The sequence below is a fragment of the Sinomonas flava genome, assembly GCF_039531875.1.
In the GTDB taxonomy this organism is placed as follows: domain Bacteria; phylum Actinomycetota; class Actinomycetes; order Actinomycetales; family Micrococcaceae; genus Sinomonas; species Sinomonas flava.
This window is the reverse complement of the sequence record NZ_BAAAQW010000005.1, coordinates 314,274-335,082: the sequence shown is the minus strand read 5'-3', so window position 1 is coordinate 335,082 and position 20,809 is coordinate 314,274. Positions and strand designations below refer to the sequence as shown.

Here is a 20,809-nt window from a genome sequence, read left to right as displayed (position 1 = left end):
AAACGTGCTGACTTCGAAGGTGGTGATACCAGGGGTGACCACGGTGTCGTCCCCAGCCTAGTCGGCCCCCAGCTGGCCCGCGACCATGTGACGCCTGCCCTCCGCGGGCGGCTCGGGCCGGCAGCCGGCCCCCTCAGAGACGCCCGACGGCGGTGCGCAGCGCCCGCTCGGAGTCGAGCCCCCGCGCCCGGGCCGCCCGCACGACTCCGAGCAGGAAGTCCCCGAGTTCCTCCTCCGTCTCGAACGCCGAGGTCACCCCCTCTGACGCCGAAGTCACCCCGTGCGGGGCCGAGGTCACCCCCTCTGACGCCGAAGTCACCCCGTCGAGCGCACGACGCCGCTCCGCCCGCCCGAGCGCCTTGTCCGCGAGGGCGAGTGCCGGAAGGTGCCGCGGAAGCCCCTCGAGCGCGGTGGGGCCGACAAGGTGCGGCGAGGCGTCGCCGTCATCCGCGGTTCCCTCGGCGAGTGCCGCCTTCTCCTCCCGCTTCGCCTCGTCCCACGAGGCGATGATGTCCTCCACCGTCGCCGGGAAGCTCGGCTGCAGTCCGCCGTCGGGCGTGAAGACGTGCCGGTTGCGGCGCACCATCTTCTCCGTGAGCGCCTCCGCCACCGCGTCGAGGTCGAAGGCGCCGCGCTCCCGCGCGATCTCGGCGTGCAGCACGACCTGGAGCAGGACGTCGGCGAGCTCTCCCTTGAGGTCTTCCTCGGGATGCCCATCCTCGATGGCCTCCACGAGCTCGTACGACTCCTCCACGAGGTACGTCACGAGGGAGGCATGCGTGAGCGCCGCCGTCCAGAGGCAGTGCTCGCGGAGGAGGCGGATCACCTCTACGAGACGGTCGACGGCGGCGCTCACGGTTGGCTCATTTCCTCGCCAGGGCGCGCTAGCCGGCGAGGTTCGAGTAGGCCTCGTTGATGTACTCCACGAGGTCCTCGCGGTCCTCGAGAGGCAGGAAGGCCGCCTCGGCCGCGTTGAGCGTGAGCTCGAGGAGGTCGTCGAGGTCGTAGTCGTAGGCCTCGACGAGGAGCTGGAACTCGTCCGTGAGGCTCACCCCGCTCATGAGCCGGTTGTCGGGGCTGACGGTCACATTGAAGCCCAGCTCGTACAGCATGTCGAAGGGGTGGTCGAGGATGTCCTCTCCCCACTGGGAGATGGCCCCGGTCTGAAGGTTCGAGGACGGGCACAGCTCGAGCGCGATGCCGCGGTCGCGGACCCAGGCGGCGAGCTGCCCGAGCGTCACGTCGAGGATCGGCACGCCGTCCTCGTCGACCTCGTCGGTCGCCTCGACGGCGATGTCCTCGGCGATCCGGACGCCGTGGCCCAGTCGCACCGCGCGCCCGTCCACGAGCGCGGACTGGATGCTCTCGGGGCCGGCAGCCTCGCCGGCGTGGACCGTGGCGGGGAAGTTGTTCTGCGCGAGGTACCTGAAGGCCTCCGCGAAGCGCGACGGCGGGAACCCGTCCTCGGCGCCCGCGATGTCGAAGCCCACCGCGCCGCGGTCCCTGTGGCGCACGGCGAGCTCGGCGATCTCCATCCCGCGGTCCGCGTGGCGCATGGCGGTGATGAGCTGGCCGACGGCGATGACGCGCCCGGTCTCCTCGACCGCGGCGACGCCCTCCTCGAGGCCAGCCTGGACGGCTTCGACAGCCTCGTCGAGCGTGAGTCCCCGGGCGAGGTGCTGCTCGGGCGCCCAGCGCACCTCGCCGTACACCACGCCGTCGTCCGCGAGGTCCTCCACGAACTCGCGCGCCACCCGGCGGAGCGCTGACGCGGTCTGCATGACGGCAACGGTGTGGTCGAAGGTCTCGAGGTACCGCGGGAGCGAGCCCGAATCGGCGGCCTCGCGGAACCACGCTCCTAGGGCGACCGCGTCCGTGGACGGCAGCTCGTGGCCGACCTCGGCAGCCAGTTCGATGATCGTGGCGGGGCGGAGGCCGCCGTCGAGGTGGTCGTGCAGCGAGACCTTCGGAAGGTTCCGCAGGTCGAAGGTCAGGTCCGGGGCGGCGTCGATGTTCGGCTCAGTCACGGGCTCAACTCTAGAGAAGCCCCGACCCGCGGGCCAGACGGCGCGCTACTCGCGCGGCGTCGTGGAGCTCTCGTGCTCCCACGGAGCGTAGTCGTCGGGGTGGGGGTGCGGGTGCTCGCGCAGCTCCCGCTCGTGGTCCGCGGCGGCGCGGGCCGCCGCCTTCCGAGCATCGACGGTGTCGCGCCAGCGGTGGAACAGCGTGATCGAGTGGTCGAGGGCCACGCCGAGGACGAGGGCGAAGACGACCGCCACGACGACGCTGAGCAGCGGGTTGTGGTGGAGCCAGGGGAAGGAGCTCGCGAGCAGGCCGACGCCGAGGGAGTATCCGACCCAGGTCAGGCAGGCGAACGCGTCAAGCAGGAAGAAGGTGCGGTGGCGGAAGCCGGTGCTGCCGGAGACGTAGTTGACCGCGACCCTGCCCCACGGGATGTAGCGCGCGGTGAAGATCAGCACCGCCCCCCGTTTGTCGAGCTCGTGGCGCGCCCAGCCGAAGACCTTCTGCACCTTGGGGCGGCGCATCCACTTCCACCGCTCCGTGCCGATCTTCCGGCCCAGCATGTACGCCATGTTGTCGCCGGCGATCGCCCCGATGAGTGCCGTGAGCCCGAGGATCCAGAGGTTCGGCTCACCGCTGTGGCGCCAGTAGGCGGCGAGCGCCACGATGAGCGTCTCGCTCGGAGCCACCATCGCGAACCCGTCGATGAAGAAGAAGACGAGCAGGATGGGGTAGATCCACCATTGCCCGGCGGCATGGAGAATCACTTCATTGATGCTTTCCAGCATGCCGGGGACTCCTCGCGAATATCGGTCAGTCCAGTGTCGCACGCGGCCCGGCGCGGCGTCATCCGTCCTGAGGCGTAGGCGAGGGCGGCGGCTCAGCCGGCGATGCGGTCGATGATGAGCCTGCGTCCCGGCCGAGCCCCCTCCGGGGCGATCGTCACGGCACCTTCGAGGGCCTCCTTGGCGCGATCGAAGCGCTCGGGGGTGTCGGTCAGGAGGGTCATCAGCGGCTCGCCGGCGCGGACCGACGCGCCGGGCTTGGCATGCAGCCGCACTCCCGCTCCTGCCTGGACGGAGTCCTCCTTCCTCGCCCGGCCGGCCCCAAGCCGCCACGCGGCGACGCCCACCGCGAGGGCGTCGAGCCCCACCAGCGTTCCGTCGGCGGGCGCGTAGACGGTCTCGGACTCCTTGGCCCGTGGCAGGGGCGCGTCGGGGTCGCCGCCCTGGGCGGAGATCATGCGGCGCCAGACGTCCATCGCGCGGCCGTCCTTGAGCGCGGCGGCGGGATCGGCGTCGCGCACCCCCGCCGCGGCGAGCATCTCCTCGGCGAGCCGGACGGTGAGCTCGACGACGTCCCCGGGGCCGCCGCCGGCGAGCACCTCCACGGACTCCTCGACCTCGATGGCGTTGCCAGCCGTGAGGCCGAGGGGGGTGCCCATGTCGGTCAGGAGTGCCACCGTGTTCACCCCCGCGTCTTGGCCCAGCGCGACCATGGTCTGGGCCAGCTCGCGCGCGGACTGCTCGTCCTTCATGAACGCGCCGGAGCCCACCTTGACGTCGAGGACGAGCGCGCCGGTTCCCTCGGCGATCTTCTTGCTCATGATCGAGGAGGCGATGAGCGGGATGGCCTCGACCGTCCCGGTGACGTCCCGGAGGGCGTAGAGCTTCTTGTCCGCCGGCGCGAGCCCCGCGCCCGCGGCGCAGATGACGGCGCCGACCCCGTCGAGCTGGGCCATCATCTCGGCGTTCGTGAGCGAGGCGCGCCAGCCCGGGACCGACTCGAGCTTGTCCAGCGTCCCGCCCGTGTGGCCGAGGCCTCGTCCGGACAGCTGGGGCACCGCCACACCGAAGGCTGCGACGAGCGGGGCGAGCGGGAGCGTGATCTTGTCGCCCACTCCCCCGGTCGAATGCTTGTCCGCCGTGGGGCGCTGTCCGCCGGAGGGTGTCCGCAGCGAGGAGAAGTCGAGGCGCTCGCCTGAGGCGATCATCGCCGTCGTCCATCGGGCTGTCTCGCGGTGGGTCATCCCGTTCAAGAGGATCGCCATGGCGAGGGCGGACATCTGCTCGTCGGCGACTGCACCGCGTGTGTAGGCGTCGATGACCCAGTCGATCTGGGAGTCGGTGAGCTCGCCCCGGTCGCGCTTGGCGCGGATGACGTCGACGGCGTCGTGCGGCTCGTGTGCCTCGGCTGCGGCTTCTGGCAGGGTCACGTGGTGTCCTTCCGGTCGTCGGGGAGGTCCTGGGGCCCGAAGGCGTCCGGGAGGACCTCGTCCATGGAGCGTTCCCCGCTCACCGTCAGCAGGCGCATGCCGGGCGCGCGGAACTCGTAGAGGAGCTGCCGGCAGCGCCCGCAGGGCATGATGACCGTGCCCTCGGCGTCGACGCACACGAAGGCCACGAGGCGTCCGCCGCCACCGAGCTGGAGCTGGCCCACGAGCGTGCACTCGGCGCAGAGTGTGAGGCCGTAGGAGGCGTTCTCGACGTTGCAGCCCGTGATGGTGCGCCCGTCGTCCACGAGCGCCGCGGCGCCGACAGGGAACCTCGAGTAGGGGGCGTAGGCCGCGGCCATCGCCTCGCTGGCCGCGGCCGTGAGGGCATCCCAGTCGATCCCGTCGCCGGCCGCGCGGGGCTCACTGCTTGACATAGGGGATGCCTTCCATGGCCGGCGGGCGCGAGCGGCCCACGAGCCCGGCCACGGCGAAGACCGTGACGACGTACGGGAGCATCGCCATGAACTGGCTCGGCACCGGCGAGCCGATGATGGTGATGATGCTCTGCAGGTTGTCTGCGAAACCGAACAGCAGCGAGGCCAGGAACGCGCCGATCGGGTTCCAGCGCCCGAAGATGAGCGCTGCCAGGGCGATGTAGCCGCGGCCGGCGGACATCTCCTTGCTGAAGGCGTCCACGGCCACGAGCGTGAAGAACGATCCGCCGATCCCCGCCACGGCGCCGCCGAGGACCGTGTTCCAGAATCTGGTCCGGTTGACGTTGACGCCGAGCGTGTCCGCAGCCTGGGGGTGCTCGCCGACAGCCCGGACCCGCAGGCCCCACCTCGTGTGGAACAGGCCCACGTAGACCACGACCACGGCGACATACATGAGATAGCCGACGAGGGACTGGCGGAACAGGATAGGCCCGATGAGGGGGACGTCGGCGAGGACCGGGATCGCGATGCTGCCCAGATGCGGTGGCTTGTTGAGCCCCTCCGGGTTCTCTGTCAGGAGCGTCGAGAAGAGGAAGTTGGTCAGCCCCACCACCAGGACGTTCAGCACGACGCCGACGATGATCTGGTTCACGAGGTACTTGATGCTCACGAGGGCCAGGACGAGGGAGACGAGAGCTCCCGCGACCGCCGCGGAGACGAGGCCCACGTAGACGTTCTGGGCGATCGTCGCCCCGACGGCGGCGCTGAATGCGCCCATCAGGAGCTGACCCTCGATCGCGATGTTCACGATCCCGGAGCGCTCGCACAGGACGCCCGAGAGGGACCCGAACACGAGCGGGACGGCGAGCGTCACTGCGCCGGCGAGCAGGCCGGCGAGCGAGATGTAGGGGGTCTCGGCAGCGCCGCCTGCCACGATCCAGGTCAGGAAGCCCACTAGGAAGGCGACGGCGAAGACGGCGGTGGCCCAGCGCGGCGTCGTGCGCGACCGGACGGTGAGCCACACGGAGTACCCGGCCACCGAGAGCATGATCACCGCGGTGAGCCACCCGACGACGGGCGCGCTGAGCGTGATCAGCGTGACGTTGGCGACGCCGAGGATGGACAGGACGAAGACGACGACGGCCGCCGCGAAGGCGCCAGGAACCCAGCGCGCCGGGGTGCGGCGCTGGCGGTACCACAGGTAGCCGAACCAGCCGGCGGCGGCGAGGGCGACGGCGAACGCGAGCCACGCCGCGACCATCGATGCCTCTCCCCCGGTGTCGACGAGGCCGAAGGCAGCGTTCTTGCTGCCCGAGAGGACGCCGAACATCAGCGTCCCCGCCACCGCGAGGATGGACAGGCCCACAGCGGTCTTCCGGCTCACGAGCGCCCTGCCCCCAGCCAAGGCGGTCGCACCCGCAGGCCGCGGCGCTGACGTGGTGGCGGTCATGATGGGGCTCCGCTCTGGCCCGAGGCGGCCGGGGTGGGTGTGGCGGACGCGGTACCGTCTCGCTTCCTCCGGCGTGGGTTGAGGCCGAAGATGGCGCGCACGAGCGGCGGGGCCGCGATGAACAGGACGATGAGCGACTGGATGACGAGGACGATGTCGATCGGCGTCTGGGTGACGGCCTGCATCGAGACGCCGCCGGCCCGGAAGGCGCCGAACAGGAGGCCCGCGAAGAAGGTGCCCCACGGCGTCGAACGTCCGAGGAGCGCCACCGTGATGGCGTCGAAGCCGATCGACGCCGCGACGCCTGCGGAGAGGTACTTCTCGGTGCCTGAGACCTGGGCGATCCCGGCAAGCCCCGCCAGGGCGCCGGCGAGGGCCATGACGAACACCGTGGCCCGGTTCACGTTGATCCCGGCGGTCCGCGCGGCGTTCGGGTTGGCGCCTACGGCGCGGAACTCGAAGCCGGTCGTGGAGCGGGACAGGATCCACCACACGCCCCACGTGACGAGGATGGCGAGGATGAACCCCGCGTGCAGCCGGAACTGTGGTCCGAGGAGCGCGGGGAAGAGGGCTGTCTCATCCAGGAACGGGGAGATCGGGTTCGTCGAGCCGGAGCGCTGGAAGCCTGGCTGCGTCAGGAGGAACAGCAGGAGGAAGCTCGCGATGTAGTTGAACATGATCGTGACGATGACCTCGTGGGCGCCGGTGCGCGCCTTGAGGAAGCCGACGAGGCCGCCCCAGAGGCCACCGCCGACGATGCCCGCGAGCACCACGAGCGGCAGGTGCACAGCGGCCGGCAGATGCCACGTGAACCCCACATAGGCCCCGAACAGGGCGCCGAAGATGAGCTGGCCCTGGGCGCCGATGTTGAACAGGCCTGCGCGGAACGCGATGGCGACGCCGAGGCCCGCGAAGATGAGCGGTGCCGAGACGGTGAGAGTCTCGGCGAGAGGATAGAACATCGCCGCAGCGTCGGTGCCCTCCCAGTTGAAGATCGACCCCTGGACGAGTGCTGCGTAGGGCCGGAGGACCTCGGAGATGGTGTCGGACGGCCGGGCGAAGAAGTAGCCCGCCGCCGCGGCGACCTTCGGGTTCGTCACCGCCATGAGGACGCCGCCGATCACGATGGCCAGGACCACCGAGAGCAGCGAGACCATCGGCGTCCCCGTGACGATCCGCCGAAAGACAGACTCCTCGTCGTGTCGGCCAGGGGCCTCGGGCGCGGGGACCGGCCGCGGGCCCTGCGCCGACTCCGGGGCGTTTCGGGTCTCAGCCATGCGTCTCTCCTCGGGTGTGGTCGCCGGCCGGTGGGGGCTGCTCGGTCTCCTGGGCCGCGGCTGCACGCGCCTCCTCAGCGTTCATCCCGGCCATCATGAGGCCCAGGACGTCGCGCGGTGTGCCGGCGTCCACGACGCCCATGAGCCGCCCGCGGTACAGCACCGCGATGCGGTCGGCGAGTTCCATGATCTCGTCGAGCTCCGTCGAGACGATCATCACGGGAGTCCCATGGTCCCGCTCGGCGAGGATGCGGCGGTGCAGGAACTCGATGGAGCCGACATCGACCCCGCGGGTCGGCTGGGAGGCGATGAACAGGCGCAGGGGCCGGGACAGCTCGCGGGCCATGACCACCTTCTGCTGGTTCCCGCCCGAGAGTGAGGACGCCGGCACGTCTGCCGACTGCGTCCTGATGTCGAACTCCTCGATCTTCTCTTTGGCCTGGGCGGCGATGCGTGCGGGGCTCATCGCGAGCCCTCTGGCAAACGGCGCCCGGTCGTAGAGGTCGAGGACGAGGTTCTCGGCGACACTGAACGCGCCGACGAGGCCGTCGTGGGAGCGGTCCTCCGGGACGAAACCGACCCCGGCCTCCAGGATCTGCTTGACGGAGCGGCCGAGCAGCTCCTTGCCGTCGAGGACTACCGAGCCGGCGGCATGCTTCGCCAGCCCCAGGATGGCCTCCGTGAGCTCCGTCTGGCCGTTCCCCTGGACGCCTGCGACGGTAAGGATCTCGCCTTGCGCGATGTCGAAGGTGACACCATCGACCACCCGCTGCCCGTTCGGCGCGACGACCGTGAGGTCCCGGACGGAGAAGGTGGTGTCCTTCGGCTCGGCGGGTGCCTTGTCGAGGGTGAGGATGACGGGCCGGCCGACCATCATCGTCGCGAGCTCCGCGGGGGCGGCCGACGGCGCGGCGTCGCCCACCACGCGGCCGCGGCGGATCACAGTGATCACGTCGGCGACGGCCTTGACCTCGCGCAGCTTGTGGGAGATGAAGATGATCGACGTGCCGGAAGCCTTGAGCTCGCCGATGATGGCCAGGAGCTCGTCCGTCTCCTGGGGCGTCAGGACGGCGGTCGGCTCGTCGAGGATGAGCACCTTGGCGTCCCTGACGAGCGCCTTGATGATCTCGACGCGCTGCTGGACCCCGACGGGGAGGTCCTCGACGAGCGCGTCGGGGTCGACGTCGAACCCGTAGCGGGCGGAGATCTCCCGGATCCTCTTCCTGGTCGCCTCGAGGTCGAGGAAGCCCGCCGCCTTCGTCGTCTCGGCGCCGAGGGCGACGTTCTCGGCGACGGTGAAGACCGGCACGAGCATGAAGTGCTGGTGCACCATCCCGATCCCGGCGGCCATCGCGTCCGCCGGCCCGCGGAAGGACACCGCGCGACCGTCCACGAGGATCTCGCCCTCGGTGGGCTCGTACAGCCCGTAGAGGACGTTCATGAGGGTCGACTTGCCAGCCCCGTTCTCGCCGAGGAGTGCGTGCACCTGCGAGTCCTCGACGGTCAGGTCGATGTGGTCATTGGCGGCGAACGTGCCGAAGCGCTTGGTGATGCCGCGCAGTTCGAGTTTCACGGGTGGAACCATCCCCTTCGCGTGGGTGGGGCCAGCGTCACTGCCCATCATGCCAGCGCCGCCCGCCCGTGAGGGCGGACGGCGCGGCGCTCGAGCTGGATGCTGACGGACGCAGCCCTGCGGCTACTTGGAGATCGGGCTGGACTTCGAAGTCACCTTGACAGAACCCGAGATGATGTCCTTCTTGAGCTGGTCGACTTCGCTCTTGAGGTCAGAGGGGACCGTCGAGTCCAGGTCGTGGTACGGGGCGAGTGCCACTCCCCCGTTCTCGAGGGTGCCCACGTACGGAGTGGAGTCGAACTTGCCGTCCTTGTCGTCCTTGATCACCGACTCGACCGCGTTCGCCATGGTCTTCTGGACCGAGGTGAGCAGCACCGACTTGTAGTCGGGCGCCGTGAGATAGCCGTCCGAGTCGACCCAGATGAGCTTCGCGTCGGTCCCGGCCTTCTTGGCGTCGAGGACGGCGGAGCCGGCTCCGGCGCCGACCGGGCCCGCCACGGGGAGGATGATGTCCGCGCCCTGCTGGAGGAAGCCCTGCGTGAGCACCTTGCCCTTGTCGATGGACTTGAAGTCGCCCACGAACGTGCCGTCCTGCTTGTCCTTATCCCAGCCGAGGACCTGGACGTTCTTGTTCTTCTTCTGGTTGTAATACTTGACCCCGTCCGCGAACCCGTCCATGAAGATCGTCACGGTGGGGATGTTGAGGCCGCCGAAGGTCGCGACCTTACCCGTCTTGGAGGTGCCGGCGGCGAGGTAGCCCGCGAGGAAGGCGGCCTGGGCGGTGTCGTAGACGATCGGCTTGACGTTCTTCGGGAAGGTCGGGTCCGAGAAGTCGATGATGGCGAAGTGGCTGTTCGGGTTGGCGGTGGCGATGTTCTTCGTCGCGTCGCCGAGCAGGAAGCCGACCGTCACGGTGAGCTTGCAGCCGGCCTGGACCATCGAGCGCAGGTTCGGGTCGTAGTCGGTGTCCGCCTTGGACTGGACGTGCTTCTCCTGGATGCCGAGATCCTTGGCCGCCTTCTGCAGGCCCTCGTACCCGGACTGGTTGAAGGACTTGTCGTCGAAGCCTCCGGAGTCGGAGACCATGCAGCCGAGGTAGTTCGAGGCCGAGGCGCTGCCCGAGGAGCCCCCGGTCGAGGGAGCCTGACCACATCCGGCAAGCACGAGCGCGGCAGCACCGGCAGCGGCGACGCCGGCGAATCCGGCCTTGGGCAGACGGAAACGTGTGGGGTTCATGGAGTCCTCCAGAGACGCGGGCGCGTGGTACGACTCACAACCTACTCGCCAAACGAATCCTTCACATAGGCGGCGGCGCCAGCGGGCTGGCAATCGTTGGCGATTCGTTACCTGCGTCGCACGGACGTGCGCCGGTGGCGGCTTGGCCCGTCTCAGAGGTCCCGGACGCTCCGCAGCGCCGTCGCCGTGAGGACCTGCACGCCGTAGCCGATGGCCCGCTCGTCGACGACGAGGTCCCCGCGGTGGAGGTCGTACTCCTCCCCGCCGGGGGTGTGGGTCCCGAGGCGGAACATCGAGCCCGGGACCTCTGCGAGGAACCACGCGAAGTCCTCCCCGCCCATGGACTGCGGAGTGAGCACGACGGCGTCCTCCCCCAGCTCCGCGCGCGCTGCGGCCTCGATGAGCGCGGTCTCGTGCTCCGAGTTGACCACCGGAGGCACGCCCCGGGTGTGCTCGAGGCTCACGTCGACGCCATAGGGTGCGGCGACCTGCTGGACGACCTCGTCGAGGAGCTCGCCCGCGCTGTGCCACGCCTCCCGGTCGAGGCACCTCATGGTGCCCGACATCGACCCCGACGCCGGGATCGCGTTGGGCGCCGAGCCCGCGGAGATCTGGCCCCACACCATCGACACGCCGCTGCGCACGTCCACCCTGCGGGAGAGGACGGCGGGGACGTTGATGGCGATCTGCGACAGGGCGAAGACGAGGTCCTCGGTCAGGTGCGGGCGCGAGGTGTGTCCCCCGCGGCCGGTCAGCTCGATCCTGATCGTGTCCGAGGCGGACGTGATCGAGCCGATGCGCGTGCCGATCCTGCCGACCTCGATGCGCGGGTCGCAGTGCAGCGCGACGATCCGCGGGACCCCGGAGAGCACGCCTTGGTCGATGCACGCGAGGGCGCCGCCGGGCATGGTCTCCTCCGCCGGCTGGAACAGGACGCGGACCGTGGCCCGGAGGGGCCGCTCGCGGTCCAGCTCGGCGAGCATGAGCGCGGTGCCGAGCGCGGCCGTCGTGTGCACATCGTGTCCGCAGGCGTGGGTCACGCCGTGGTTTCGGGACGCGAACGGCAGCCCCGACTCCTCGATGATGGGGAGCGCGTCGATGTCGCCCCGGATGGCCGTGGCGATGGGCCCACTCCCGATGTCCACCACGACGCCGGTGCCCTCGAGCCGCTTCGGGCTGAGCCCCGCCGCCTCGAGGCGCGCGACGATGCGGTCGGTGGTGCGGTACTCATGGAACGACAGCTCGGGATGGGCGTGGAGGTCCCGGCGGAACGCGATCAGCTCGTCCAGGAACCCCTCGAGCCGGGGACCCACGAGCGGGGTCGGCTCCGCCTCTGTCGTGTAGTTTCGCACCCGTTCACTCTAGCGTCACCGTGCTGTGCACCAGTGATTGTTGCCCCCGGCCGCCCGCTTCTACAGCACGTCGGTGTCGCCGCTGGCCTTGAGCCCGGCGACCGCGTTCTTCACCTTCTGCGCGTGCTCCTTGGTGGTCACGAGCAGCGCGTCCGGGGTGTCGACGATGACGACATCCTCGATGCCGATGAGCGCGATGACGCGCTTCGTGTCCGAGACCACGATCCCGCTCGCGTCCTCGGTGAAGACGCGGGCGCCCTCGCCGAGGACGGTGACGGCGTCCTCCTCGCGGGCGCTGTTGAGCCGGCCGATCGCGGCGAAGTCGCCCACGTCGTCCCAGCGGAACGCGCCGGGCACGACGGCGACGTCCCCGGCTGCCGCTGCGGGCTCGGCGACCGCGTAGTCGATCGCGATCTTCGGCAGCGTGGGCCACACGCGTGCGGTGACCTCGTCCCGGTCAGGGGTGTCCCACGCCGCGGCGATCTCGGTGAGCCCCTCGTAGAGGACCGGCTGGTTGGCCGCGAGGTGCTCGAGCATGAGCTTCACGGGGGCGACGAACATTCCGGCGTTCCAGAGGTACTCCCCCGAGGCTAGGTACTTCTCGGCGACCTCACGGTTGGGCTTCTCGACGAACTCGGCGACCGCGCGGGCGCTCGGCGCGCCCTCGACGTCCAGCGCCTCGCCGCCCCGGATGTACCCGAAGCCGGTCGAGGGGTGGGTGGGCTCGATGCCGATGGTGACGATCTTCCCGCGCTCGCCTGAGGCTGCGGTGTACACGGCCTCGCGCACGGCCGCCTGGAACACGTCGTCGGGGCTGATGACCTGGTCCGCCGCAAACGAGCCCATGATGATGTCCGGGCTCCTGCGGTGCAGGATCGCCGCGGCCAGTCCGATGGCCGCCCCGGAGTCTTTCGGCTCGCTCTCGAGCACGACATCAGACGGGTCGAGCTCGGGGATCTGCCGGCAGACGGCGGCCTCGTGGGCCAGGCCGGTCACCACGAGGAACCGGCCGTTGGCCAGCGGGGCGAGCCTGTCGTACGTCGCGCGGATCAGGGTGCTGCCGGAGCCTGTCAGGTCGTGGAGGAACTTCGGGGCGGCGGCACGGGACAGCGGCCAGAGCCTCGTCCCCACGCCGCCCGCGGGGATCACGGCCACGAAGCGGTCGAGGACTGATCCGGGCGCAGCAGAAGAGAGTTTCATCGCCCTAACTCTAAGTCAGCCGCTCCCGGCGCCGACGACCCCGACGACAGACAGCCCGGCCGACTGTGACCATTACCACGCCTCTGCACGGAGCAAATACCCAAATTGAGTAAGCTGTGGGCGAAGTCTAGATTTAGGCTGGAGCTCGAGAAGAGCGCGCCCTGCGTCCTGCAGGGCAGCTGGCGCACCGGTAGCCCCCTCCGCATGGGCCCCATGCGGGCACCGGTGCCCGCAGGGAGGTTTAATCAGTGCCGACAAAACCAGCTGGCACCCTGTACCGCGGCCGTGAAGGCATGTGGTCCTGGGTCGGACACCGGGTCACCGGCGTCGTCATCTTCTTCTTCTTGTTGGTGCACGTCCTGGACACCTCATTGGTGCGCGTGTCCCCCGAGACGTACACGGCCGTCATCGGCGCCTACAAGAACCCGCTCATGGCCCTCGGCGAGACCGGCCTCGTCGCCGCCATCCTCTTCCACGCCTTCAACGGCCTTCGAGTCATCCTCGTCGACTTCTGGAAGAGCGGCCCCAAGTACCAGCGCCAGATGCTGTGGGCCGTCCTCGTGATCTGGGTGATCGCCTTCGCCGGCTTCGCCATCCGCCATCTCTCGCTCGCGCTGGGAGGCCACTGATATGAGCGCCCTGCCTGTCATCCCCGAGCCCCGCAGCACGTCCGTCACCGGACGCATCGCGCCGCAGTACAAGCGCTCGCGCAGCCCCAGGACCCAGTTCGAGATGCTCGCGTGGCTGTTCATGCGCCTCTCGGGAATCGTCCTGGTGGTCCTCATCTTCGGCCACCTCACGGTCAACCTCCTCGTCGGCGAGGGCATCCACGCGATCGACTTCGGCTTCGTCGCAGGCAAGTGGGCTGACCCGTTCTGGCAGTTCTGGGACCTGGCGATGCTCTGGCTCGCGATGCTCCACGGCACCAACGGCGTCCGCACGATCATCAACGACTACGCCGAGCGCGACGCGGTGCGCTTCTGGCTCAAGGTGGTCCTCTACGCGGCGTCCGCGCTCATCATCATCCTCGGCACCCTCGTGATCTTCACGTTCGACCCGTGCCCGGTGATCGACGGCGTCCGCCACGTCGCCGACTACTGCCCCGCCTCGTAAGTCCCCCGGAAAGAGAGCATCAAAGCATGCAGGTCCACAAATACGACGTGGTGATCGTCGGCGCCGGCGGCGCCGGCATGCGGGCAGCCATCGAGTCCGGCCAGCGCGCGCGCACCGCCGTGCTCACCAAGCTGTACCCCACCCGTTCGCACACGGGAGCCGCCCAGGGCGGCATGTGCGCAGCCCTCGCGAACGTCGAGGAAGACAACTGGGAGTGGCACACCTTCGACACCATCAAGGGCGGCGACTACCTCGTCGACCAGGATGCTGCCGAGGTCATGGCCAAGGAGGCCATCGACGCGGTCCTCGACCTCGAGAAGATGGGGCTGCCCTTCAACCGCACCCCCGAGGGCCGGATCGACCAGCGCCGCTTCGGCGGCCACACCCGTGACCACGGCAAGGCGCCGGTGCGCCGCGCATGCTACGCAGCCGACCGCACGGGCCACATGATCCTCCAGACGCTCTACCAAAACTGCGTTAAGCACAACGTCGAGTTCTACAACGAGTACTACGTGCTCGACCTCCTCCTGACCGAGGAGGACGCGACCCGCGAGGACGGCACGCCGTACAAGCAGAAGCGCGTGGCCGGCGTCGTGAGCTATGACCTCGCCTCGGGCGAGCTCCACATCTTCCAGGCCAAGTCGGTCGTCTTCGCCTCCGGTGGCGCCGGGAAGGTCTTCAAGACCACCTCGAACGCCCACACCCTCACGGGCGACGGCATGGGCATCGCGTTCCGCCGCGGCATCCCGCTCGAGGACATGGAGTTCTTCCAGTTCCATCCGACGGGCCTCGCCGGCCTCGGCATCCTCCTCACCGAGGGCGCCCGCGGTGAGGGCGCGATCCTGCGTAACTCCGAGGGCGAGCGCTTCATGGAGCGCTACGCGCCGACCATCAAGGACCTCGCACCGCGCGACATCGTCGCCCGCGCGATGGCCAACGAGGTGCGCGAGGGCCGCGGCGCCGGCCCGAACAAGGACTACGTCTACCTCGACTTGACGCACCTCGAGCCCGAGCACATCGAGGCGAAGCTTCCGGACATCACGGAGTTCGCCCGCACGTACCTCGGCGTCGAGCCGTTCACCGACCCGGTCCCGGTCTACCCCACCGCGCACTACGCGATGGGCGGTATCCCGACCAACATCAAGGGCGAGGTGCTCCAGGACAACGACACCGTCATCCCCGGCCTGTACGCCGCGGGCGAGGTCGCGTGCGTGTCCGTGCACGGGTCGAACCGCCTCGGCACCAACTCGCTCCTGGACATCAACGTCTTCGGGAAGCGCTCCGGCATCAACGCCGCCGAGTACGCGAAGACGGCCGACTACGTCGAGCTGCCGGAGAACCCGGCGGGCTACACCGAGGCCCTCCTCGAGGGCATGCGCAACTCCACCGGCACCGAGCGTGTCGCGTACATCCGCCGCGACCTGCAGGAGACCATGGACGCGAACATGCAGGTGTTCCGCGACAAGGACTCCCTCGAGCGGGTCCTCAGCGACATCGCTGTGCTCGAGGAGCGCTACCGGAACATCTCGGTCGGCGACAAGGGCAAGCGCTTCAACCTCGACCTCCTCGAGGCCGTGGAGCTCGGCTTCCTGCTCGAGATCGCCAAGGTCATGACGGTCGGCGCCCTGCACCGCAAGGAGTCCCGAGGCGGCCACTACCGCGAGGACTTCCCCGAGCGCGACGACGTGAACTTCATGAAGCACTCGATGGCGTACAAGGACCCGTCCGTCACAGCGCAGTCCTCACCCGACGGCGTGGCTGGTATCCGGCTCGAGACCAAGCCCGTCATCTTCACCCGCTACGAGCCCATGGAGCGTAAGTACTGATGACTGCTGCACCTGCCGAACCCGCATCCAAGGTCGAACTCCCCGAAGGGGCCGGTGGCGGCTCGGTTCCGAGCTTCGACGTCACGCTCCGCGTGCGGCGGTACGACCCGGAGGTCTCCGACGAGGTCCGCTGGGACGACTTCAAGCTGACCATGTACGGCACGGACCGCGTGCTGGACGCCCTCCACAAGGCGAAGTGGGAGCACGACGGCTCGGTCTCGTTCCGCCGCTCCTGCGCGCACGGCGTGTGCGGCTCCGATGCCATGCGCATCAACGGCCGCAACCGCCTCGCGTGCAAGACGCTCCTGAAGGACCTCGACACGTCCAAGCCGATCACGGTCGAGCCCATCAAGGGCCTTCCGGTCGAGAAGGACCTCATTGTGGACATGGAGCCGTTCTTCCAGTCCTACCGCGAGATCATGCCGTTCCTCATCTCGAAGGGCCACGAGCCCACGAAGGAGCGCATCCAGTCGATCGAGGACCGCGAGCGGTTCGACGACACCACCAAGTGCATCCTCTGCGCCGCGTGCACGTCGTCCTGCCCGGTGTTCTGGACGGACGGGCAGTACTTCGGCCCCGCCGCCATCGTCAACGCGCACCGCTTCATCTTCGACTCGCGTGACGACGCCGGCGACATGCGCCTCGAGATCCTCAACGACAAGGAGGGCGTGTGGCGCTGCCGCACGACCTTCAACTGCACGGAGGCGTGCCCGCGCGGCATCCAGGTGACGCAGGCGATCGCCGAGGTCAAGCAGGCCATCCTGGCCCGCCAGTTCTGAGGTTCCAGCTCTCCCACGTGCGAGGGGCGCCGCTTCTGACGAAGCGGCGCCCCTTCCGCGTTCCCGGGCGGCTCTTCGGCCTACCGGACTGCGGCCCCGCGCCCGCCTCTCCTGAGGGAGGCGATCCACGCGGCCGAGGCGTGAAGCGCAGGGCGGCCGGAACCGAAAGCCTCCGGATGCCGTTCGGCGTGGCGGGTGGCCGCGGTGAAGTCGGCCTCCCGGACCGCGCTCCATGCCGCCGAGACCAGGTACACCTGGCTCACGAGGTTGAACCAGATGAGGAGGCCGACCACGATCGCGAACGGCGCAAGAAGCGGGTTGGACCCGGCCCGGGCCAGTAGCTGAGTGCTGAAGGCCTGGAGGATCGACGTCCCGACGCCCGCGAGGATGGTCCCCTCGATGAGTGCCCTGCGAGAGATCTGGAGCCAGCCCGCGAAGCGGAACAGGATGAACGCCGTCAGCACATTGAGCGCGAGCGGCACGGCCAGGCCCACCAACCAGCCGACGGGCCGCACGAAGGCGCCGTCGATTCCCAGCTGCTGGGCGATGAAGTCCAAGGCCGCCGTGAACACCACGCTCACGGCGGAGGTGAGCACAAGCAGGACGCCCAGGAGGAGCAGCGTGCCAATGTCCCTGACCTTCACGAGGACTGCGTTCGCCTTGATCGGCCCGAGCCCGAAGACTCCCCGGAGGCCGTCGCGCAGGCCGGTGATCCACCCAAGGGACGAGAAGACGGTGACGAGGGTTGCGATGATGGCGGTGACGCTGAGGCCGGTCGGGTTGAGCAGCTGCTGGGGATCGACCAGGCCGTCGCCGCCGTTGACCTTCAACAGGCCCGGCGCCGCCTTCGCAACGTTCTTCACCACAGTGTCCATCAGGGCCGGGTTCCCGGCCAGGACGAGGGCCGCGAAGGAGAAGCCGGTGGCGAGGAGGCCGAAGATGGAGAAGAACATGCGGAAGCCGATGCCGGCACTCATGAGGGGGCCATGCTGGAGCGAGTAGTGCTGGAATGCCCTCACGGGCAGCAGCGCCTTGATCCTGGCCACGAGCCACATCACGACCGCCAACGCCTGCTTCGGCAGGCCGCCCTCACGCCGGGCCCTGCCGACATCCTGCCTCTTGTGGAGCACGTCGAGCCGGAGCTTGGCCCTCTCGGTCGGCAGGGGATCGTCAGCCGGCGTCCGGCCCTTCGGTCTTCGCTGCTCCTGTGCCAAAGTCAAGCTCTTCCCTCAGCTGCCAGAATCCGTCGGCGTCGTGCTCGTACAGGCCCATGCTAGCCACGGTGAAGGATTCGGAGTAGGACCCGAGGGCGGTTTCTGCCTCGTCGAGGCGTTCCGCCGGCACGTCGTGGGCGACCGTCACGTGCGGGTGGTACGGGAACGGAAGGTCCCGCTCCAAGGGTCCCTGCTGGAGCTCCTCGTGCAGCCGGACACACTGGTCGAACCCATCGAGCACGTTCAGGTACACCACGGGAGAGACGGGGCGGAACGAGCCGGTTCCCTTCAGCCCCACCGTGAACGGGCGGGCACGCCGCGCCACCGACCGGACGTGGCGGACGGCCGCGTCCCAGTCGTCGGTCGCCGTCGTGGTCACGAGCGTGATGTGCGCCGGGATGAGGTCGGCCATGGGGTCGCCGAACGAGGCCCGCCAGGCCCGCAGCTCGGCGGCGACCCTGTCAGGGAATCCCAGGATGACCCCGACGAGAGGACTCGTCGGACCGGCGGGGGCGACGCCGTCGGGCTCGGTGCCTTCCTCGAAGTCCGGCATGGCCTCAGGCGAGGGCCGCGGCCGCCGGAGCCAGTGCGGGCAGGAAGCCGACGCGCTCGTAGACCTCGGCGAGGACCGGCACGGCGATCTCACGGGCCTTGGCGGCACCGACGGCGAGCAGCCGGTCGAGCTCGGCCGGATCCTCGAGCAGCTCCTCGGTGCGGGCCTTGATCGGGGCGAGCGTGTCCACGACCGCCTCGGCCACGTCCACCTTGAGGTGGCCGTACATCTTGCCCTCGTACGCGGCCTCGAGCTCGGGGATGCTGCGGCCCGTAACGGTCGAGTAGATGCTCAGGAGGTTCGACACCCCGGGCTTCGCCTCGCGGTCGAAGCGGATCTCCGTCTCCGCGTCCGTCACCGCGGACTTGATCCGCTTCGCGGTGACCTTCGGATCGTCCAGGAGGTTGATGAGTCCGTTCGGGGACTCGGCGGACTTGGACATCTTGGCCGTGGGATTCTGCAGGTCGTAGATCTTCGCCGAGGTGCGCGGGATGAGCGGCTCCGGGACCGTGAACGTCTCGCCGAACCGCGTGTTGAAGCGGTGCGCCAGGTCGCGGGCGAGCTCGAGGTGCTGCCGCTGGTCCTCGCCCACGGGGACGCCGTACGGCTTGTACAGGAGGATGTCCGCCGCCATGAGCATCGGGTACGTGAAGAGGCCGGCGCTCGCGGCGTCGTGCCCGTGGCGGGCCGACTTGTCCTTGAACTGCGTCATGCGGGAGGCCTCGCCGAAGCCGGTGAGGCACATGAGGACCCACGCGAGCTGGGCATGCTCCGGGACGTGCGACTGCACGAACAGCGTGGACTTCTCGACGTCGATCCCGCCGGCGATGTACTGGGCCGCGGTGAGGCGGGTGCGGTGGCGCAGCTCCGTGGGGTCCTGCGGCACCGTGATCGCGTGGAGGTCGGGGATGAAGTAGAAGCAGTCATACTCGTCCTGCTGCGCGACCCAGTTCACGAGGGCGCCGAGATAGTTGCCGAGGTGGAGCGAGTCGCCCGAGGGCTGCATGCCGGACAGGAGCCGCTGGCGCGCGGCGGGAGCGTTGGAGGTCATGGAGTAGGCGCTTCCGGTGTCTAGAGCTTGTAGTCGATCACGAGGGGGGCATGGTCGGACCATCGGGTGTCCCACGCGCTCGCGCGGTCCACGACGGCGTTCCGCGCCACGTCCGCGAGGGCCGGCGTCGCCATGTGGTAGTCGATGCGCCACCCGGCGTCGTTGTCGAACGCCTTGCCGCGCTGGGACCACCAGGTGTAGGGGCCGTCGACCTGACCGGCCAGGTCCCGGTGCACGTCCCGCCACCCGATCTCCTGGCCGAAGAAGCGGTCGAAGTAGGCCCGCTCCTCGGGCAGGAAGCCGGCCCGCTTCTGGTTTGACTTCCAGTTGCGGATGTCCAGCGGGGTGTGGCCCACGTTCAGGTCCCCGACCACGAGCGCGTAGTCGGAGTACTCCGCCAGCTCCGGGAGCCGCTTGAGCATCACGTCGAGGAAGCGGAACTTGTCGTCCTGCTTGGGGGTGCCGACCTCGCCGGAATGGACGTAGGCACTCACCACCGTGAGCTGCCGCCCGCCGTCGAGCGCGAAATCCGCCTCGATCCAGCGGCCGGCGGTCGCGAAGTAGTCGTCGCCGATCCCGATGCGGGTCTCGGTGGGCGCCTCGCGCGAGGCGATCGCCACGCCCGCGCGCCCCTTGGCGTCCGCTTCCGCGTGGAGCACATGCCAGCCGTCGAAGCACTCGTGGACGGTCGGGTCGGGTGCGCGGACCTCCTGCAGGCACAGGATGTCGACGTCCCGCGGCTCCAGCCACTCCGGCATGCCTTTGCGCCACGCCGCTCGGAGCCCGTTGACGTTGACAGTCGCGATGCGCACAGCCCCGTCCTTGGGGGCCGCCTCCGTGGAACTCACCTAGCCACTCTACCCCTCGTCGACGACGGTCCCGGAGACGGGAGTGTCATCGTCGGGACGGAGCATGTCACGGGCGTTCGACGCCGTGATCTGGATGGTCTCGAGGGCACGCGCCACCATCTCGGGGTCGCCCCCGAGGTTCTCCCGGATCACGCGCTCCTGGACCTGGATGATCTTGAACGAATGGTCGAGCTTGAGGTCGCGGACGTCGTCGACCGAGCGCGCCTCCCCTGCAGTCCCGGCGAGCGACGGCGCCCGGCCCGTCAGCTTCTCGGCCGCGCGCTCGAAGCGCTCCTGGGCGCGGCGCCCCGCGCTCCGGACCGTCAGGAACACGAACGTCGCGAAGGCGAGCCAGCCGAAGGACACGATGACCACGATCCAGCCGATGACATCGTTCTGGTTGGCGGCGAAGATCACGGCGACGAGGAAGGCCAGGACGAGGACCGACAGGCCCAGCGCACCGATCCTGAAGCCTCCTCCACGGCGGGCTTGGGCGCCGGCGCCGGACTGGATGGACGGGTTCTGGGGGCCGAGACTCTGCATGCCTCCCATTCTTCCAGACACGGTAGGCGCCCCCGTCCCGTACGCCGAAGTCACCCCCTGTGAGCGCGAAGTCACCCCGTGTGCGCCCGAGGTCACCCCCTGTGTGCGCGAAGTCACCCCGCT

General features: G+C 69.4%; 20 protein-coding genes. 4 read left to right on the top strand and 16 right to left on the bottom strand.

Annotation, left to right across the window (positions count from 1 at the left end; genetic code table 11):
* Window positions 1–133: 133 nt before the first annotated feature.
* The 11 genes from ABD298_RS10025 to ABD298_RS09975 all read right to left on the bottom strand — a co-directional run bounded on the left by ABD298_RS10025 (window position 134) and on the right by ABD298_RS09975 (window position 12,759).
* Window positions 134–856 carry a MazG nucleotide pyrophosphohydrolase domain-containing protein gene (locus tag ABD298_RS10025; RefSeq protein ID WP_344299545.1) on the bottom strand — a complete coding sequence of 241 codons (723 nt, stop codon included), beginning with the start codon at window positions 854–856 and terminating at the stop codon, window positions 134–136.
* A gap of 28 nt (window positions 857–884) precedes the next feature.
* Window positions 885–2,027 carry an adenosine deaminase gene (locus ABD298_RS10020; RefSeq protein ID WP_344299544.1) on the bottom strand — a complete coding sequence of 381 codons (1,143 nt, stop codon included), beginning with the start codon at window positions 2,025–2,027 and terminating at the stop codon, window positions 885–887.
* Window positions 2,028–2,072: 45 nt separating this feature from the next.
* Complete coding sequence (locus tag ABD298_RS10015) at window positions 2,073–2,807, bottom strand: DedA family protein (RefSeq protein ID WP_344299783.1); 735 nt, start codon at window positions 2,805–2,807, stop codon at window positions 2,073–2,075.
* A 95-nt stretch (window positions 2,808–2,902) separates the two neighbouring features.
* Window positions 2,903–4,237, bottom strand: coding sequence for a thymidine phosphorylase (locus ABD298_RS10010; protein WP_425564368.1), 1,335 nt, complete (start codon window positions 4,235–4,237; stop codon window positions 2,903–2,905).
* A complete protein-coding gene (locus ABD298_RS10005) occupies window positions 4,234–4,671 on the bottom strand; it encodes a cytidine deaminase (protein WP_344299542.1) in 438 nt (145 codons plus the stop codon). Before ABD298_RS10005 ends, ABD298_RS10010 begins: the two co-directional genes overlap by 4 nt.
* Entirely contained in the window at window positions 4,658–6,121 is a 1,464-nt protein-coding gene (locus ABD298_RS10000) for an ABC transporter permease (RefSeq protein ID WP_344299541.1), read from the bottom strand. Before ABD298_RS10000 ends, ABD298_RS10005 begins: the two co-directional genes overlap by 14 nt.
* The gene (locus tag ABD298_RS09995) at window positions 6,118–7,398 is read right to left on the bottom strand and encodes an ABC transporter permease (protein ID WP_344299540.1); all 1,281 of its coding nucleotides are present in this window, start codon (window positions 7,396–7,398) and stop codon (window positions 6,118–6,120) included. Before ABD298_RS09995 ends, ABD298_RS10000 begins: the two co-directional genes overlap by 4 nt.
* The gene (locus ABD298_RS09990; protein WP_344299539.1) at window positions 7,391–8,971 is read right to left on the bottom strand and encodes an ABC transporter ATP-binding protein; all 1,581 of its coding nucleotides are present in this window, start codon (window positions 8,969–8,971) and stop codon (window positions 7,391–7,393) included. The genes ABD298_RS09995 and ABD298_RS09990 overlap by 8 nt, the downstream gene beginning before the upstream one ends.
* A 123-nt stretch (window positions 8,972–9,094) precedes the next feature.
* A complete protein-coding gene (locus tag ABD298_RS09985; protein WP_344299538.1) occupies window positions 9,095–10,207 on the bottom strand; it encodes a BMP family lipoprotein in 1,113 nt (370 codons plus the stop codon).
* 152 nt (window positions 10,208–10,359) lie between these two features.
* Window positions 10,360–11,559 carry an amidohydrolase gene (locus ABD298_RS09980; RefSeq protein ID WP_344299537.1) on the bottom strand — a complete coding sequence of 400 codons (1,200 nt, stop codon included), beginning with the start codon at window positions 11,557–11,559 and terminating at the stop codon, window positions 10,360–10,362.
* Window positions 11,560–11,619: 60 nt separating this feature from the next.
* Window positions 11,620–12,759: a mannose-1-phosphate guanylyltransferase gene (locus ABD298_RS09975; protein ID WP_344299536.1), complete on the bottom strand. Its 1,140-nt coding sequence runs from the start codon at window positions 12,757–12,759 to the stop codon at window positions 11,620–11,622.
* A 248-nt stretch (window positions 12,760–13,007) separates the two neighbouring features.
* On the opposite strand from ABD298_RS09975, the gene sdhC reads away from it, so the two are divergent.
* From sdhC to ABD298_RS09955, 4 genes are read left to right on the top strand one after another with little or no spacing between them, the layout of a single operon-like run.
* Window positions 13,008–13,388 (top strand): succinate dehydrogenase, cytochrome b556 subunit, encoded by a 381-nt coding sequence (gene sdhC, locus ABD298_RS09970; protein ID WP_208711964.1) that lies wholly within the window; start codon window positions 13,008–13,010, stop codon window positions 13,386–13,388.
* A gap of 1 nt (window position 13,389) precedes the next feature.
* Window positions 13,390–13,872 (top strand): succinate dehydrogenase hydrophobic membrane anchor subunit, encoded by a 483-nt coding sequence (locus tag ABD298_RS09965; protein WP_344299535.1) that lies wholly within the window; start codon window positions 13,390–13,392, stop codon window positions 13,870–13,872.
* 26 nt (window positions 13,873–13,898) lie between these two features.
* Entirely contained in the window at window positions 13,899–15,698 is a 1,800-nt protein-coding gene (gene sdhA, locus ABD298_RS09960) for a succinate dehydrogenase flavoprotein subunit (RefSeq protein WP_344299534.1), read from the top strand.
* A complete protein-coding gene (locus tag ABD298_RS09955; protein WP_344299533.1) occupies window positions 15,698–16,477 on the top strand; it encodes a succinate dehydrogenase iron-sulfur subunit in 780 nt (259 codons plus the stop codon). The genes sdhA and ABD298_RS09955 overlap by 1 nt, the downstream gene beginning before the upstream one ends.
* 80 nt (window positions 16,478–16,557) lie before the next feature.
* Here ABD298_RS09955 and ABD298_RS09950 read toward each other — a convergent pair whose 3' ends face one another.
* From ABD298_RS09950 to ABD298_RS09930, 5 genes are read right to left on the bottom strand one after another with little or no spacing between them, the layout of a single operon-like run.
* Entirely contained in the window at window positions 16,558–17,697 is a 1,140-nt protein-coding gene (locus ABD298_RS09950) for a YihY/virulence factor BrkB family protein (protein ID WP_344299532.1), read from the bottom strand.
* Window positions 17,648–18,244 carry a 2'-5' RNA ligase family protein gene (locus ABD298_RS09945; RefSeq protein ID WP_344299531.1) on the bottom strand — a complete coding sequence of 199 codons (597 nt, stop codon included), beginning with the start codon at window positions 18,242–18,244 and terminating at the stop codon, window positions 17,648–17,650. The genes ABD298_RS09950 and ABD298_RS09945 overlap by 50 nt, the downstream gene beginning before the upstream one ends.
* A 4-nt stretch (window positions 18,245–18,248) precedes the next feature.
* Window positions 18,249–19,295, bottom strand: a complete 1,047-nt coding sequence (trpS, locus tag ABD298_RS09940; protein ID WP_344299530.1) for a tryptophan--tRNA ligase — start codon at window positions 19,293–19,295, stop codon at window positions 18,249–18,251.
* Window positions 19,296–19,315: 20 nt separating this feature from the next.
* Window positions 19,316–20,143 (bottom strand): exodeoxyribonuclease III, encoded by an 828-nt coding sequence (locus tag ABD298_RS09935; RefSeq protein ID WP_344299529.1) that lies wholly within the window; start codon window positions 20,141–20,143, stop codon window positions 19,316–19,318.
* 9 nt (window positions 20,144–20,152) lie between these two features.
* The gene (locus ABD298_RS09930; RefSeq protein WP_208711958.1) at window positions 20,153–20,686 is read right to left on the bottom strand and encodes a hypothetical protein; all 534 of its coding nucleotides are present in this window, start codon (window positions 20,684–20,686) and stop codon (window positions 20,153–20,155) included.
* Window positions 20,687–20,809: the final 123 nt, after the last annotated feature.

Bases quoted from the DNA above. Each gene is read 5' to 3' on its own strand.
- sdhA (WP_344299534.1), top strand. From the start codon at position 13,899: ATGCAGGTCCACAAATACGACGTGGTGATCGTCGGCGCCGGCGGCGCC.
- ABD298_RS09985 (WP_344299538.1), bottom strand. From the start codon at position 10,207: ATGAACCCCACACGTTTCCGTCTGCCCAAGGCCGGATTCGCCGGCGTC.
- ABD298_RS09945 (WP_344299531.1), bottom strand. From the start codon at position 18,244: ATGCCGGACTTCGAGGAAGGCACCGAGCCCGACGGCGTCGCCCCCGCC.
- trpS (WP_344299530.1), bottom strand. From the start codon at position 19,295: ATGACCTCCAACGCTCCCGCCGCGCGCCAGCGGCTCCTGTCCGGCATG.
- ABD298_RS10000 (WP_344299541.1), bottom strand. From the start codon at position 6,121: ATGACCGCCACCACGTCAGCGCCGCGGCCTGCGGGTGCGACCGCCTTG.
- ABD298_RS10005 (WP_344299542.1), bottom strand. From the start codon at position 4,671: ATGTCAAGCAGTGAGCCCCGCGCGGCCGGCGACGGGATCGACTGGGAT.
- ABD298_RS09955 (WP_344299533.1), top strand. From the start codon at position 15,698: ATGACTGCTGCACCTGCCGAACCCGCATCCAAGGTCGAACTCCCCGAA.
- ABD298_RS09995 (WP_344299540.1), bottom strand. From the start codon at position 7,398: ATGGCTGAGACCCGAAACGCCCCGGAGTCGGCGCAGGGCCCGCGGCCG.
- ABD298_RS09965 (WP_344299535.1), top strand. From the start codon at position 13,390: ATGAGCGCCCTGCCTGTCATCCCCGAGCCCCGCAGCACGTCCGTCACC.
- ABD298_RS09930 (WP_208711958.1), bottom strand. From the start codon at position 20,686: ATGCAGAGTCTCGGCCCCCAGAACCCGTCCATCCAGTCCGGCGCCGGC.
- ABD298_RS09975 (WP_344299536.1), bottom strand. From the start codon at position 12,759: ATGAAACTCTCTTCTGCTGCGCCCGGATCAGTCCTCGACCGCTTCGTG.